Below are 14,643 nucleotides of genomic sequence, written 5' to 3'. Positions count from 1 at the left end.
CTGATTCGCGGCTTGTCGGTACCGGTCGCTAGGTTCGACGGTATGGAAAGGATCGACCCGGAGGACAATGCGACCACAGGTCGGATTGTGTTTCCGGGAAACCCGTGGCCCGCCGGACACGCGATCGACGAGTTCGCGTGGTCGGGGCGGATCGACGAGAACGGCAATTTATGGTTCGACCTGCACCTGCGGTCGGCCGAGTACGGTGCCGCGGGGGCACCGGAAAGTACTGAGGACGGCGAGGATTGGTCGTCGCCGCAGGTGTGGCGCAACTACCGCAGTTGCACGTTGTCGTCCACCTACTGGGGCGAGGACGACGGCACCGGATTTCTCGCCGCCACGCCCGGTAGTCCATTCCAATTGAAATCGTTGACGCCGCAACGTCTGACGGCGGACCCGCTACCCCTCGTCGATATCGAGCAGCTCGAATATCTCGCATTCAATATCTACCTGCTCGGCCACGATTCGGTGGCCGACCAGGAGGTGTCTTTCACCCGCCGCCCGGACGGCAGCCATCACATCGACTGGCGCGGACGCATCGCGCTCACCTACGCCGGTGACGTCGAGTTCCGGCACCGCTTCGAGGCCGAGATCGCGGCGACGCTGGAGTACATCCGCTACCCCGCGACGCTGTCGCGCGAGGAGGCGCACGATCATTTGCAGGCCGTCGTCGACGCACCCGAACTGTTCGAGGCGGGCCTCATCGATGGCCAACCCGCCTGGGTGCCGAAACCGTAACTGCCGCGGCCGCTCGGACGCGCCGCGTGCGCGGTTCGGCTACGCGGCCGAATGCCCCGGCAGCACACAGGCGGTGTCGAGGCCGAGCACGCGGTTCAAGCGACCGAAAGCCAGCCAGGAGCCGATGCTCATGCTGAGCTCCACCACTTCGACCTGGGTGTACTCGGCGAGCATGCGGGTCCAGAACTCGTCATCGATACCGTGGTGGTCCATGGCGTATCGCTCCGCGTATTCGGCGGCGAGCCGGGTGCGTTCGTCGAACGCCGCGGTGGTGCGCCACTCGGTGACCGCGTCGGCGAATTCCGGCTCCACCTTGGCGCCGTCGCGTTCGGTGCGCCAGTCCTGACAGAAGATGCAGCCGTTGATCTGCGCGATCCGCAGCCGGGCTGCCTCGAATTCGCGCAGACCGAGCGTGCTGTGCGAATACACCGCCATCGAGAACTGGGCGGCGGCGACACCGATACCGGGCACCATTTCGCCCCAGACGTAACCGATCGGGTCCTTGCCCTCGGGGACATCGACAATCATGAATTCTTCCTTCCGAGTTTGCCGACTGCCGGACGCAGCGGAATATCGAGCGCGTCGTAGAGTCCGGGTTCGGCCGCAGCGAGCCAATCGATGGCGCTCACCAAACGGCCCACGGCAGTGGCGTTTCCGCCCGCGGAACGGTTGCCGTTCTCATCGGTCGCCTCGATGGTGACCTCGATGCGCGGACGACCCTCGATGATCACCCGGTGCGCGCCGTCGCCGTCGGCGGGCGCGGGCCAGTCCGGCGCGCAGGTCGGATGGATCCGGGTGACGTGTTCGATGACGATCCGCGGCTCGCCGGCCACGATGCCCTGCACCTCGAAGCGCACCGCACCCTGCGTGCCCGCCGCGAACTCCCCCATCGACACGGTGGTGATCGTGGCTTCGAGCGGCTGCCGAGCCAGGGTCTCGCGGATCTCGTCGAGTTCGACGCCGAGCGCCCGCGCCATCAGCCGAATCTGGCCGCCCCACACCATGGTCGGCACCGTCGGCGCGAGCATGGGCGGCTGGTAGTCCATCGGCTGCCCCATGCCGACGAGGTAGCGGACCGAGTCCGGCTGGTCGTAGGTCGAGTAGTCGAAGATCTCCTGGCAGCGCAGCACGTCGATGGTGCCGCCGAGGCCGCTGAGCAACAGGGGCAGCACGTCGTTGCCCCAGCCGGGGTCCACACCCGAGACGAACAGCGAGCCGCCACCCTCGGCGATCGCGGCGAGCACCGGATCGCGGATCTCCGCCGGTGCGTTGCGCGGGTCGTAGAGGGCGTACAGGGCGGGCGTCACGACGATCGCGCCGGCGCGGATCGCCCGCACGATGTCGGCGAGTGCGTCGTCGGGGCGGATATCGCCGGACGCCGCGTATACGACCGCGCGCGGGTTCGTCGCCAGCACCGCATCGATGTCGTCGGTGGCCGCGACACCGAGTCGATAGTCGAGACCGCTCAACGCCCCGGCGTCGCGCCCGACCTTGTCCGGATTGTGGACGAGCACATTCGTGAGTGTCAGCGCCGGATGTGCCTCGACGGCTCGAATGGCCGCCCGGCCGACATTGCCGGTGCCCCACACCGCCGTGGAGATCATGCCGGGAGCGTAGCAAGCGCTTGGTCGGTTTCACGGCGTAATCGCGAACCTACTCCCGGGCTCACCGCACCCCGGTAGCGCCCGATCGCCGCAGCAGGTAGCATCGTGTGCGGTCGGTCCGCGTGCACACTCCGCGATTCCCGCCGAATCCCCCACAAAGTATCTGTAACCGTCGGTTACAGATAAATCGAGCTGGCCGACGCGGTCGGACTCCTTTGCGCTGCCCCCGGCAAGATTCACCTTCCCGACACCGGCCAAACCACCAACCAGGCGCAGGAACTTTCCATGTTGCCCACACCAGGTTTGGACCTGCCTACCGATGTTGTTTTCCTATAGACATTCACGTTTGTCGGCTGTCCGAAGAACGACGAATCGCGCTGCCAGGCAACACATTATTGCGACCGGCAGCACCATATGAACGTTCCCGTCTGGAACTTGGGCCGAAAAGTTCCCCAATCGTTTGCCGAGCCCTTCCGCCCCCTCCCGACAGCGGTTAAGTTTGAGGAAGCTCGGGGCTTACAAATGAGCTATCCACGGCGCCAGGGGTGGCTTTCCACGACAGGGAGGGTGGTGATGACGACACAACCAGCCGCACTCGGTTATCTGCGGCACGATATCTCGGGTGCGCAACAGACCTGGGACGAAACCCAAATCCGCAGTCTCGCTAAAAGACTCGGGTACGAACTGATCGAAAACGTGGTCTTCGGCGCGGACACCGCCGACCGACTCGGCCAGCTCCGCGACATCGTCCGGCGCCACGATGCCGAAGCACTGATAACCCCAACCCTCGAGCACCTGGACGGCGCCGCCGAACCACTGGTCGAGATCTGCGACGTTATCACCGTCCGACCCGAAAACACCTATGCCCGCTGGGCTTTTCCCCAGATCCAGGCCGACGGCTGACCACCGACCGGCCGGACCCGCGCCGAACGGGACATGACGGAGCGCCCTTTCGATGTTCCGCGCCACCATGTCCCGTTCGTCGACGGATACGAGGCTTCCCGGCGAACATCCGGCTTCCGCGCGTCGGCGGGGATACGATGCGCAGATGGCGCACCCTGCCCCGCCGGTTCCGGGGGCGACGGTCGCAGCGGACCGTTCGCCCGCGAGTTCGCGCGGCAATGGTGTCGCCGAGGTGGTGGCACAGTTCGCGCAGGCGTGGCGGGCCGGGGACGAGCCACCGGATCTGCTGGCCTACCTGCCGGACTCACCCGGTATCCGCCGGGTGTCGTTGATCGAGTTGATCAAGGTCGATCTGGCCAATCGGTGGGGACGCGGCACTGCGCCGAAACGCCTCGCGGACTACGTCGAGGATCTGCCGGAACTGCGGACCTGGCCGCTGCCACCGGATCTGATCTACGAGGAGTTCCACGTCCGCCGCCGCGCGGGCACCTCGGTGCAGATCGCGGAGTACACCGCGACCTATCCCGACCAAGCCGAACAGCTCTCGGAAATGCTGGCGACCGACGATTATCACAGCACGATGATGTCGGCCGCCGAGCCGGTGAACCTCGATGAGATCGACGTCGGGCAGCAGATCGACGACTTCGACCTGATGACCGGACTCGGCCGCGGCGCGTTCGCGCGGGTATTTCTGGCACGTCAGCGGTCGATGCAGCGGCTGGTCGCCGTGAAGATCTCCAGAGACAAGGGCACCGAGCCGCAGACGCTGGCGCAACTGGATCACGACTACATCGTCCGGGTCTTCGATCAGCGCGTGCTGGAGCACCGCAAGCTGCGGCTGCTGTATATGCAGTACGTGCCGGGCGGGACCTTGTTCTCGGTGCTGGAGCGGGTACGGGTGACGCCGCCGGACCAGCGGAACGGGAAGCTGCTGCTGGATGTGATCGACTCGGTGCTGGCGGCCAAGGGCGAGATCAGGCCGAGCGAGTCACCGTTACGGACCCGGCTGGCCGAGCTGTCCTGGCCGGAGACCATTGCCTGGCTGGGGCGGCGGCTGGCCGAGGCGCTCGACTACGCGGGCAATGCCGGGGTGCTGCACCGCGATATCAAACCCGCGAACGTGTTACTCACCGCGGACGGCATTCCCAAGCTCGCCGACTTCAATATCAGCTTCAGCGGCAACGTTTCGGGCGACAGCCCGGTCGCCTACTTCGGCGGCTCGCTCGCTTATATGTCGCCCGAACAACTCGCGGCGGTACACCCGGACCACCCCGGCACCGCCGAGGATCTCGATACCCGCAGCGACCTGTACGCGCTCGCCGTGGTGCTGTGGGAATTGCTCACCGGCCGAAAGCCCTTCGGCGACGACTCGGTGACCGGCGGCGACCGCACGGCACTGGACGGCATGCTGGAGCGGCGCTGCGGCAGTCCGAAAGTGTTGCCGTATCAGGATCTTCCGCCGGACTGCCCGGCGGCGCTGGAGCGGGCACTGGTGCGCGCGCTCGACCCGGAGCCGGACAACCGGTGGCCGTGCGGGGCGGACATGGCCCAGCAGTTGGAGGTCTGCCTCGACGCCAGAGCCCGCGATCTCGTCGACCCGCCGACGGCCAGTTGGCGACTGCGGGCACGCAAACTGATGCACCCGATCATGGCGCTCGCCATCGCCGTGCCGAACGCGCTCGCGATCTGGTACAGCTACCACCACAACCGGACCCTGATCATCAGCAAGCTGGACGAGCAGGCGCAGCATCGCTTCGACCAGATCGCGGTGTCCACCTACGGCCTGTGCTTCCTGATCGGCTTCGTGGTCACCAACGTGCTGCTCGCGAACCTGTGGTCGATCTCGCGCGGACTGCGCAAGGGTAAGTCCTACGACGCGCGGACCCTCGCCCGCGCGCGCGGCGACACCTTGCAACTGGGCAAACGAAATGTGCTGACCTGCTTCGCACTGTGGGTCATCGCCGGCGTCGCGGTGCCGGTGTCGGTGCAGGCCTCCGGCAACCACATCGCGCCCGAGTCGTACCTGCACTTCTTCATCACGCAGATCGTGTGCGGTGCCATCGCCATGGCCTATCCGTATTTCATGGTGAACTTCTACGCGGTGCGCTCGCTGTACCCGATGTTCCTGCGCCACGGCGGACTCGGCGCGCAGGACGCACGCGCACTACGCAGACTCGACCGCCGCAGCACCTACTTCCTCGCCATCGCCGCCGCCGTTCCGCTGCTCGGCGTCGCGGGCGCGACATTCATTCCGGCCGAGGACATTCCGGCGGTCATCGTGGCGCTGCGGGTGCTGTGCGTCGGCAGCGCACTCGCCTTCATCGGCGTGTACTGGCTGTTCCGCATGCTGGAGCAGGACCTCGCCGCGCTGGAACGGATCGTCGCCCGCTCCGCCTGAGCACCGCCGCGGTCGCGTCGCGGGGGCCGCCTGATTGCTGCGCCATTCCCGGCTTCGGCGAGTACGGTATATCCCGCCGCACAGCGCAGGGACGGCATGACGCATTCGGCGGAAAGGCGGGCATCACGTGAACGAGCCATATTCGTCATGGGCCGCTCGGAATTCGCCCGATGATCGGCCGCTCGCCGCCCGATACCAGAGCGCGGAACCGATCGTGTTGCGTGGCAGCAAGGTCTATCCGATGTACACCGAGCAGGTCGGCCCTGACCCGACCGCGGTCACCGTGACGCTGCTGTCCGCCGCGCCACCCGCCGGGCTGCGCGGCCTCGGCATGGGGCTGTCGGTCGTCGACGGCTACGTCGGCCTGAACGGGCGCCGCCTCAACGGGGTCGATGTCTGGTCCGACGCCCTCGTCGGTGGCATCACCTTCGACATCATCGGCACCGCCCCCAGCACGCTGGTGACGCTGACCCCGGTCTGGGTGGACGGATTCGGCGAGCAGAAGTCCTGGGTCGGCAATTACGGCATCGTCGTGGAGAACACCCCGGACGGCCGCGTCGTGCTGTGGTGCAGCATCGGCGAGGGGCCCGCCAATTTCGCCAACCTCGTCGTCGAGGTACAGACCGCCCCGGCTGTCCCGCACCCCGCGGTCGACGCCCAACCCACCCACCCGATGCGTCCGCCGAACCTACCGTCGGCGTCAACCGGTGTGCACCCCTCGGCCGCACAGGATGTGCTTCCGACCCAGCCCAACCCTGGTGGGGTCAACCACCCGCCGACCACGCAACCAGCCCAACACAACCCAAGCGGCAGCTTCCCGACGAACACCCACCCACCGACCACGCAACCAGCCGAACACAACCCAAGCGGCAGCTTCCCGACGAACACCCACCCACCGGCCGCACAACCAGCCGAACACAACCCAAGCGGCGGCTTCCCGCCGAACACCCAACCCCCTGCCACCCAACCGACCCAGCAAAATCCAAGCGGCGGCTTCCCGGCGAACGCCCACCCGCCAGCGACACAACCAGCCCAACACAATCCAAGCGGCGGTTTCCCGGCGAACGCCCACCCACCGGCGACACAACCAGCCGACCACAACCCAAACGGCGGCTTCCCACCGAACACCTACCCACCGGCCGCACAACCAGCCGACCACAACCCAAACGGCGGCTTCCCACCGAACACCCACCCACCGGCGACACAACCAGCCCAACACAACCCGGGCAACGGCCTAGCAGCGAACACTCCATCAGCGCCGAGTCCCGCGTATTCCGGTGTCGCACAGCCGCCGAACCCGCACGCCGATACCCAGTCCGCTCCGACGCCACCGCTCGGCTCCGACGCCCAGTACGGCCCCGGCGTCCAATCGGCCCCCACCCGCCCCATGCGGTCCGGACCACCGGCCGACGAGACGCCGGCACCGGACGAAGGCGCGAGCTACCGGACCGCCCTCTACGACCTCGGCGTCGCCATGTACAGCCGCGGCGAGGAAGACCAGGCCTGCGGGCTGTGGACGCAGGCCGCCGACGCCGGTCACGCGGGCGCCGCCTACGACCTCGGCGTGGTCCACTTCCGCCGCGGCGACCTCGCCGACGCACACCGCTGGTGGCGCGAGGCCGCGGAGCGCCGGGAACCGCGCGCCATGGCGGGCCTCGCCGAACTCCTGGACCGGCAAGGCGATTACGCCGAGGCCAGGGCTTGGCGAGCCCGCGCGGACGAGGAACGTCTCAGCAACGCCGATCAGTCGGTGGGCTGACCGCCACGCAGGTGCGCACGCGCGTCCATCAGCGCGAAGCCGAGCAGGTTCAACCCTTGCCACTGCGCGGGATCCTCGGCCCGTGGATCGTCGGCGGCCAGCCCGATCCCCCAGATCCGGTCCACCGGACTGGCTTCCACCAGCACGCGGTCCCCCGTCCCGAGCAGATAGTCCGCCAATTCCGCGTGCTGCTCGAACTTCGCCGCGTTCCCGCGCACCACGACCTCGTACCGGTGCGCGCTCCACACGCGACTGTCGAAGCCGCGGACCTCCCGCCCGAGCGCCTTCGCCGCCTTCGGCGTCGGCGCCGCCAACACCCGCTCGGCATTCTCCGCGTCGCCGAACAGCCGCGCCTTACCCCACATCATGTAATGCTCGGCTGACCGGAACTCCGCCCCGTCCAGCACGAAAGACGCGGGCCACCACTGACTCAAGCAACTGGGCCCGATCCGGCCGCCGCGCTCCGGCTGATGCCCCCAGAACATCAGATAGTCCACCTTCTCGCCCGCGGCTGCCGCCTCGACCAGGTCGCCCACCGAACGCAGGTTCATGATCATAGTGTGCCCTATGGTCGACCCTTCCTGCCTGCCAAATATCCGCGAAGGTCGTTGGGGGCGGCGAACATAGAGTTCCTGAGGTGAACAGACACCTCGACTTCGAACGACTACACAACTTCCGCGATCTGGGCGGTTACTCGACCGAGGACGGGCAGGTCGTGCGATACGGACAGCTGTTCCGCGCCGACTCGTTGAGCAAGCTGCGCGACCAGGACTGGGATCGCTTCCTCGCACTGGGCATCACGACCGTGATCGACCTGCGCTACCCCTGGGAGATAGCCGCGAAAGGTCGGGTCCCGCAGCACGATCGCTCGCCTACCACAATCTCAGCATCGAACATCGCCCGTACGATCAGGCCGCGCTCGGTCCGGAGATCGAGGTGGGGCCCTACCTCGCCGAGCGGTTCCTGGAGGTCGCCGAGGACGGTGTCGAGGAACTGCGCCGGGCCGTCGAGGTGCTCGCCGCCGCGGACGGCCCTGCGGTCTTCCACTGCGCGTCCGGCAAGGACCGCACCGGGTTGCTCGCGGCCCTCGTCCTCAACCTGCTCGGCGTGCCCGATCCGCAGATCATCGAGGACTTCACCAGGACCGAGCTGGCTACCGACCGGCTCATCGCGGACTGGCGGGCGGCTTATCCCGGCAAGGAGCTCACCTGGCCTGGCTACGGACGGGCGCCCGCCGAGGTGATGCGGTTGTTCCTGGCCGCCTTGGCCGCCGAACACGGTTCGGTCCGCCGATATACGACGGAACGGCTCGGCATCGACGACGACGCGATCGCGGCGCTGCGGCGAAACCTGCTCGAAGCGGCTTAGCCCGCACGAACCGGCGGGGCAAAAAATCGGTCGCGGGTCGGCGTGGGGGTGCGATACCTTGCCGGCATGGACGGTTCGGCGATGAACGGCGGGTACGCGATCTGCGCGTACTACATCCGGCTGCGCACGGAGGCCTGGGCTCTGCCAGTGCACCGTGCCACTCCGGTGTCCCGACCGTTCTGATCGGGATGTGCGCCTGCGGTCGATGACCGCGGGATTTTCCGTGCTCTGGCATGGGTCCGGGCGAATCACTTTTTCCTGATTCGACCACTCCGTTCGGAGGATACCCATGTCCCGTCATCGTTCGCTGCCGCGCGCCCGCGATACCCGGGCAGGCACCCGCAAACGTTTGTCCCAGAACTTTCTCGTCGACGCCGGGGCCGCCCGGTTGATCGTGCGCTCGTCGGGCGTCACCGACACCGATCTCGTGCTCGAGATCGGTCCCGGCGACGGCATGCTGACCAGGCAGCTGCTCGGTGCGGCAGGCCGGATTCGCGCCTACGAGAAGGACGCCTACTACGCCGAGCGACTACGCAGGCGCTACGCCGCCGACGCTCGAATAAAACTGTTCCACACCGATTTCCGTGCGGTGCACGCACCGGACGAGCCGTTCGCCGTGGTCGCGAACGTGCCCTTCGCGGTCACCACCGACGTGGTGCGCTGGTGCCTGGCGGCCCGGCGGCTCACCTCGGCCACCCTGCTCACCCAATGCGAGTTCGCCCGTAAGCATTCCGGCGACTACGGCCGCTGGACCAAACTCACCGTGACCCATTGGCCTACCGTCGCAATGGAATTGGGCGCTCGCATCGGACGCCACAGCTTCCACCCGGTACCGAGCGTCGACACCGCGGTCCTGCATCTGCGGCGCAGGCCGCGCCCGCTGCTGCCGAGCTCTGCCCGCGCCGAGTACCGGCGCATGGTCGAACTGGGTTTCTCCGGCGTGGGGGGCTCGCTGGCGACGTCGCTGCGCAGGCAGTACCCGGCGCGGGCCGTCCGAGCGGCCTGCGCAGCGGCGGACCTGTCGGAGCACACCCCGGTCGGGCTGGTCGACCCCGACCGGTGGCTGATTCTCTTCCGGACATTGACCGGCTAACCATTCCGCTACACAAATGTATCGGATACATTTGTGTATCAAACGAGGAAGGGAGTGCCGTGACCGGCAACTTCGGTGACTACCAGTACGAGATCTACTTCCAGGGCCTCGGCGGTGTCCTGCCCGACCTGCCGATGACGTACGCGGACCTCGAGGCGCGGGCCAAGGCCGCGTTGCCGCCGGGCATCTGGTCCTACGTGGCCGGCGGCGCGGGCGACGAGCTCACCCAGCGCACCAACGCGACGGCGTTCGAGAAGCTCGGCCTGGTCCCCCGCATGCTCCGCGCGACCAGGGACCGCGACCTCTCGGTCGAGCTGTTCGGGATGAAGCTGCCGTCCCCGATCTTCATGGCCCCGGTCGGCGTGATCGGCCTCTGCGCGCAGGACGGCCACGGCGACCTGGCGACCGCCAAGGCCGCGGCCCGCACCGGTGTCCCGATGGTGGCCTCGACCCTGACGGTCGATCCGCTCGAAGACGTGGCCGCCGAGTTCGGCGATACCCCCGGTATGTTCCAGCTGTACACCCCCAACGACCGGGACCTGGCGCAGAGCCTGGTGAGCCGCGCGGAAGCCGCGGGCTTCAAAGCCATTGTGGTGACCCTGGATACGTGGGTGCCCGGCTGGCGGCCCCGCGACCTGAGCACCTCGAACTTCCCCCAGCTGCGCAGCCATTGCCTGGCGAACTACTTCAGCGACCCGGTGTTTCGCGGCATGCTCGCGAAGACTCCCGAGGAGGACCCGAAAACCGCGACGCTGACCTGGGTTTCCCAGTTCGGCAATCCGATCACCTGGGACGACCTGACCTGGCTCCGTTCGCTGACCGATCTTCCGTTGGTGCTCAAGGGAATCTGCCACCCCGACGACGCCCGCCGCGCCAAAGACGCTGGCGTGGACGGCATCTACTGTTCGAATCACGGTGGCAGGCAGGCGAACGGCGGCATTCCGGCGATCGAGCACCTGCCCGAGGTGGTGGCCGCCGCCGACGGCCTGCCCGTGCTGTTCGACTCCGGAATCCGTTCCGGCGCCGACATAGTCAAGGCGCTGGCGCTCGGTGCGACCGCGGTCGGCATCGGCCGCCCGTACTGCTACGGGCTGGCACTCGGCGGTGTCCAGGGCATCGTGCACGTACTGCGCGCCCTGCTCGCCGAGGCGGACCTGCTGATGGCGGTCGACGGGTATCCGGCGATCGCCGAGCTCACTCCCGACGTGATTCGCCGGTTGAGCTGACGACGTCAGCCGAGCTGGGCGCAACGCTCAGCTCGGCTGAATCAGCGTGCGCTTCAGGATCTTTCCGGTCGCGTTGCGTGGCAGCGCCTCCAGGAAGGTCACGTCGCGCGGCACAGAGAACCGGCTGAGCCGATGGCGTATGTAGTTGCGGACCATGTCGCGGTCCAGCCCGAATCCCTCCCTGGTCACCACGAACGCGGCGAGCCGCTGCCCGTACTCCTTGTCCGGCACGCCGACCACCGCCACCTCGCTCACCTGCGGCAGATGCGACAGCGCCTCCTCGACCGGTCGCGGGAAGACGTTCTCGCCGCCGGAGATGATCATCTCGTCGTCGCGGCCCGCCACGAACAGCAGTCCGTCGGCGTCGAGGTAGCCGAGGTCGCCGGTGTCGAGCAGGCCACCCCACTCGGTGGGGGGTGTGGCATCGGTGTAGCCGTCGAACAACATGTGGTTGAGCACGAAGATGCGGCCGGTCACGCCGCGCGGCACCGGCCGCAGATCCTTGTCCAGCACAGCGAGTTTCGTGCCGAGCGGTGGTCGGCCCGCGGTGGTCGGCGCCGCGCGCAGATCCGCCGGATCGGCGATGGTCGCCCAGGACACCTCGGTCGAGCCGTAGACGTTGTAGAGCACGTCGCCGAAGGTGTCCATGAACTTCAGCACCGTCGGACCCGCGAGGGGCGCACCACAACTCGCGACGACCCGCAGGCTGGAGGTGTCGTAGCGATTCCGGATGTGCGCGGGCAGGTCCAAAATTCGGTTCACCATCACCGGCACCACGATCAGCGCGGTGACGCGGTGCTCCTGGATCAGCCGCAGGCAGTCCTCGGCGTCGAACCGCTCCGGCAGCACCACGGTCGCGCGGATCGGTGTACTGATCTGCAAGGCCGCCAGCCCCCAGGTGTGGAACAGCGGCGCGGGGATGAGCATGGTCTCGTCCATCCGCATCGGAATCCGCGACAGCAGCGCCGCGACGGTGCCGAAACCCTTGGGCTGCGGGCGTTGTGCGCTCTTGGGCGTCCCGCTGGTGCCCGAAGTGAGCACGATCAGTCGGCCGGGGTGCGGTGGCCGCGCGAAGGTCGGTGCGTCGAGGGCGATCAGATCGTCGACCGTGTAGCGCTCGAACGCGCTGCGCTGACCGGTGGCGAACCGGGGCACGCCGGCCGCCACATACTTGGTGAGCGCGTCGTACTCGTCGTCCAGGAAGATCGCGGACAGCCCGTGCCGGTCGGCGACGTCCTCGATCTGCCGGGCCGACAGCCCGGTGTTCAACAGCACCGTGTCCACGCCGAGTTTGCCGGTGGCGACCATACATTCGACCATCGCCACGCGATTGCGGGACAGTAGCCCCACTTTGTCGCGCGCGCCGATGCCGAGCATGGCCAGCGCCGAGGCGAGTTTGTGCGTGCGCGCGTGCATTTGACCGAACGTGAATGCGGATACCTCGTCCACGACGGCGAGGCGATGCGGGGAGTGCCCGGCGGCGGCCGCGTAACCGCCCGCCAGCGTGAATCCCCATTTGGCCAGCCCGCCCACCTGCTTGAGCGCGCGGTCGGGCCGATAGGTGCGCACCACACCGGTCGACACCATCTGTTTCAGCGTGCCGACCTGCTGTTTCGCCGCCGACTCCTCACCGTTGACCAGCACCGAGGTCGGCGCGCCGCCGATGGCGTCGGTGATCCGGTCGAGTCCGGCCATGGTCCAGGCGATCACGTCGGCGTTGTCCTGCGCGGCGAGCCACGGATGGATCCGGCCCGCACCGAAGTAGGTGACGGTGACCCTGGTCTGCTCCTGCTCGCCGCGTAGCCGTATCGAGGCGAAACTGCCGAGGCCGGGGCACTGTAGCTCGAAGGTTTCGAGCTCTTTGCCGACGACCAGCTGCAGGGCGGGCACGCCGAGTTCGGTACCGTCGCGCCAGGCCCGGATCAGCAGGACGGGGTGCGAGTCCGAGGTTTCCGCGCGGTCACAATCTCCGATTCCTTGGAACATCCGGGGGTAGGTCTGCGGGTCCATGAAAAAGTCCCACAGTGCTTTGCGTGCGGCCGAGAACTCCGCATCGATAGTGATGACGTCCGTTACCAACTGCGTTGCATTTCTTCATGGGCCGACCGAGCGGTATGCGTCGGCATGGTCACGTAGTTGTACCCAGCGGTAACAATTAGGTCAAGTGCTTCGCCGATTGCGGCTGATTAGCCACAAATTTGGTCGAGTGACCATTTTTGTGCGAAATGACGACAGGTGACTGCACTGTGCACAAAGAACCCGAAAATGCTTCCGGACCAGCCAAGATCGGGCGTCGAACCGAGAAGGCCACGCGCGCAATGACGAACGGCGATGCGCGCGGTCCGCAGCCCCGCACCGATGGCTTCGGGGCGGTGAGTGATCTTGTGGCGAACGCCAACGCGGTCGTGTTGTCCAGGACATTGCACACGCCGGAAGAAGAGTTGGCGGGCTCGCCGGGGATCGGGACCGAATTCGGCTGCGTGGGCGGCAGCGGAGGGCCGAGAAGGATCGTACCGCCGATGTGTACGGGGCGCGCGGCGAGCGCGGGTCCCGGCCGAAGCGGCACTTCGGCGAAGTGGCCCCCGACGCGAAAGCGCCCTTCGGTCCGGCAAGGAGGACAGAAGGGCGCCTTCGGCCGACGAATCAGGCAGACAGCGGCGTGAAGTCGCGACTGCCGATGTAGCCCGGTCGGGGCGCCGGTGCCGCGAACGGCTCCACCAGCGTGTTTTCCACACTGTTGAACACCAGGAAGATGTTCGACCGCGGGAACGGCGTGATGTTGTTCGACGACCCGTGCATCAGGTTCGAGTCGAACAACAGCGCGGACCCGGCCCGGCCGGTGAACTGGCTGATGCCGTAGGTGTTCGCCAGCGTGGTGATGTCGGACTGGGCAGGCACCCCGATCTCCTGCTCCTGCAACGATTCCCGATAGTGCTCGGCGGGCGTGCTGCCGAGGCACGGCACGAACGTCCGGTGCGAACCGGGCATCACCATCAGGCTGCCGTTGATCGGGTAGTTGTCGGTCAGCGCGATGGACAGGCTCACCGCCCGCGGCGCGGGCATGCCATCCTCCGCGTGCCAGGTCTCGAAATCCGAGTGCCAGTAGAAGCCGCCACCGCGGAAGCCGGGCATGTAGTTGACCCGGCTCTGGTGGATGTAGACCTCGGAGCCGAGGATCTGCCTGGCCAGCCCGGCGACCCGGGACTCGCGCGCCAGGTCGGCGATCGCCGCGCTCAGGCGGTGTACCTCGAAGACCGACCGAACCCGGTTCGACGACTTCTCCACGATCACCCGCTCGTCGCCGCGCAGCGCAGGATCGCCTGCCAGACGGCCGATCTCGGCGCTGAAGTCGGCCACCTCGGTGGGCGTGAGCAGTTCGTCGATGCTGGCGAAACCGTCGGCGTCGAAGTTCGCCAGCTCCGGGCTCTCGACCCGGCCCCACACCGTCGGATCCTTGCGATCCAGGTGCGTCGCGGGCGTGCTCAGTCGAGTCGGGTACCGATCGACTCGGTCGATCACGGGTCGAGTTTCAGTGTGCTGCAATACCATTACTG

Annotated in this window: 12 protein-coding genes and 1 pseudogene; 8 read left to right on the top strand and 5 right to left on the bottom strand. The window is 67.3% G+C overall.

What is annotated here, in order from left to right; genetic code table 11:
• Window positions 1-42 precede the first annotated feature (42 nt).
• Window positions 43-738, top strand: coding sequence for a hypothetical protein (locus ACIHA7_RS22980; protein ID WP_397292960.1), 696 nt, complete (start codon window positions 43-45; stop codon window positions 736-738).
• A gap of 39 nt (window positions 739-777) precedes the next feature.
• Here ACIHA7_RS22980 and ACIHA7_RS22975 read toward each other — a convergent pair whose 3' ends face one another.
• Window positions 778-1,266 (bottom strand): carboxymuconolactone decarboxylase family protein, encoded by a 489-nt coding sequence (locus tag ACIHA7_RS22975; RefSeq protein ID WP_397292959.1) that lies wholly within the window; start codon window positions 1,264-1,266, stop codon window positions 778-780.
• A complete protein-coding gene (locus ACIHA7_RS22970) occupies window positions 1,263-2,342 on the bottom strand; it encodes a dihydrodipicolinate reductase (protein ID WP_397292958.1) in 1,080 nt (359 codons plus the stop codon). Before ACIHA7_RS22970 ends, ACIHA7_RS22975 begins: the two co-directional genes overlap by 4 nt.
• A gap of 573 nt (window positions 2,343-2,915) precedes the next feature.
• Here ACIHA7_RS22970 and ACIHA7_RS22965 point away from each other — a divergent pair.
• The 3 genes from ACIHA7_RS22965 (at window position 2,916) to ACIHA7_RS22955 (ending at window position 7,402) form a co-directional block, all read left to right on the top strand.
• A complete protein-coding gene (locus ACIHA7_RS22965) occupies window positions 2,916-3,245 on the top strand; it encodes a hypothetical protein (RefSeq protein ID WP_397292957.1) in 330 nt (109 codons plus the stop codon).
• Window positions 3,246-3,390: 145 nt separating this feature from the next.
• Window positions 3,391-5,643, top strand: coding sequence for a serine/threonine-protein kinase (locus tag ACIHA7_RS22960; RefSeq protein ID WP_397292956.1), 2,253 nt, complete (start codon window positions 3,391-3,393; stop codon window positions 5,641-5,643).
• A 127-nt stretch (window positions 5,644-5,770) separates the two neighbouring features.
• Window positions 5,771-7,402, top strand: a complete 1,632-nt coding sequence (locus ACIHA7_RS22955) for a tetratricopeptide repeat protein (RefSeq protein WP_397292955.1) — start codon at window positions 5,771-5,773, stop codon at window positions 7,400-7,402.
• On the opposite strand, the gene ACIHA7_RS22950 is transcribed toward ACIHA7_RS22955, so the two are convergent.
• A complete protein-coding gene (locus ACIHA7_RS22950) occupies window positions 7,387-7,953 on the bottom strand; it encodes an NADAR family protein (RefSeq protein WP_397292954.1) in 567 nt (188 codons plus the stop codon). The genes ACIHA7_RS22955 and ACIHA7_RS22950 overlap by 16 nt on opposite strands.
• Window positions 7,954-8,039: 86 nt before the next feature.
• Here ACIHA7_RS22950 and ACIHA7_RS22945 point away from each other — a divergent pair.
• The 4 genes and pseudogenes from ACIHA7_RS22945 to ACIHA7_RS22930 form a co-directional block, all read left to right on the top strand.
• Window positions 8,040-8,201: pseudogene (locus tag ACIHA7_RS22945) on the top strand (tyrosine-protein phosphatase); the annotation flags it as partial.
• Complete coding sequence (locus ACIHA7_RS22940) at window positions 8,123-8,770, top strand: tyrosine-protein phosphatase (protein ID WP_397293135.1); 648 nt, start codon at window positions 8,123-8,125, stop codon at window positions 8,768-8,770. The pseudogene ACIHA7_RS22945 and the gene ACIHA7_RS22940, both read left to right, overlap by 79 nt.
• Before the next feature lie 289 nt (window positions 8,771-9,059).
• Window positions 9,060-9,863, top strand: a complete 804-nt coding sequence (erm, locus tag ACIHA7_RS22935) for a 23S ribosomal RNA methyltransferase Erm (protein WP_397292953.1) — start codon at window positions 9,060-9,062, stop codon at window positions 9,861-9,863.
• Between the two features lie 59 nt (window positions 9,864-9,922).
• On the top strand, window positions 9,923-11,089 hold the full coding sequence (locus ACIHA7_RS22930) for a lactate 2-monooxygenase (RefSeq protein WP_397292952.1): 1,167 nt from the start codon (window positions 9,923-9,925) through the stop codon (window positions 11,087-11,089).
• Window positions 11,090-11,116: 27 nt separating this feature from the next.
• On the opposite strand, the gene ACIHA7_RS22925 is transcribed toward ACIHA7_RS22930, so the two are convergent.
• A complete protein-coding gene (locus ACIHA7_RS22925) occupies window positions 11,117-13,168 on the bottom strand; it encodes an AMP-binding protein (RefSeq protein ID WP_397292951.1) in 2,052 nt (683 codons plus the stop codon).
• Window positions 13,169-13,732: 564 nt separating this feature from the next.
• Complete coding sequence (gene thpD, locus ACIHA7_RS22920; RefSeq protein WP_397292950.1) at window positions 13,733-14,638, bottom strand: ectoine hydroxylase; 906 nt, start codon at window positions 14,636-14,638, stop codon at window positions 13,733-13,735.
• Window positions 14,639-14,643 lie beyond the last annotated feature (5 nt).

Origin of the sequence: Nocardia sp. NPDC052316 (assembly GCF_044547795.1) — a bacterium.
Lineage (GTDB): Bacteria > Actinomycetota > Actinomycetes > Mycobacteriales > Mycobacteriaceae > Nocardia.
The sequence above is the reverse complement of the archived record's forward strand: the minus strand, read 5'-3'. Positions and strand labels throughout refer to the sequence as shown.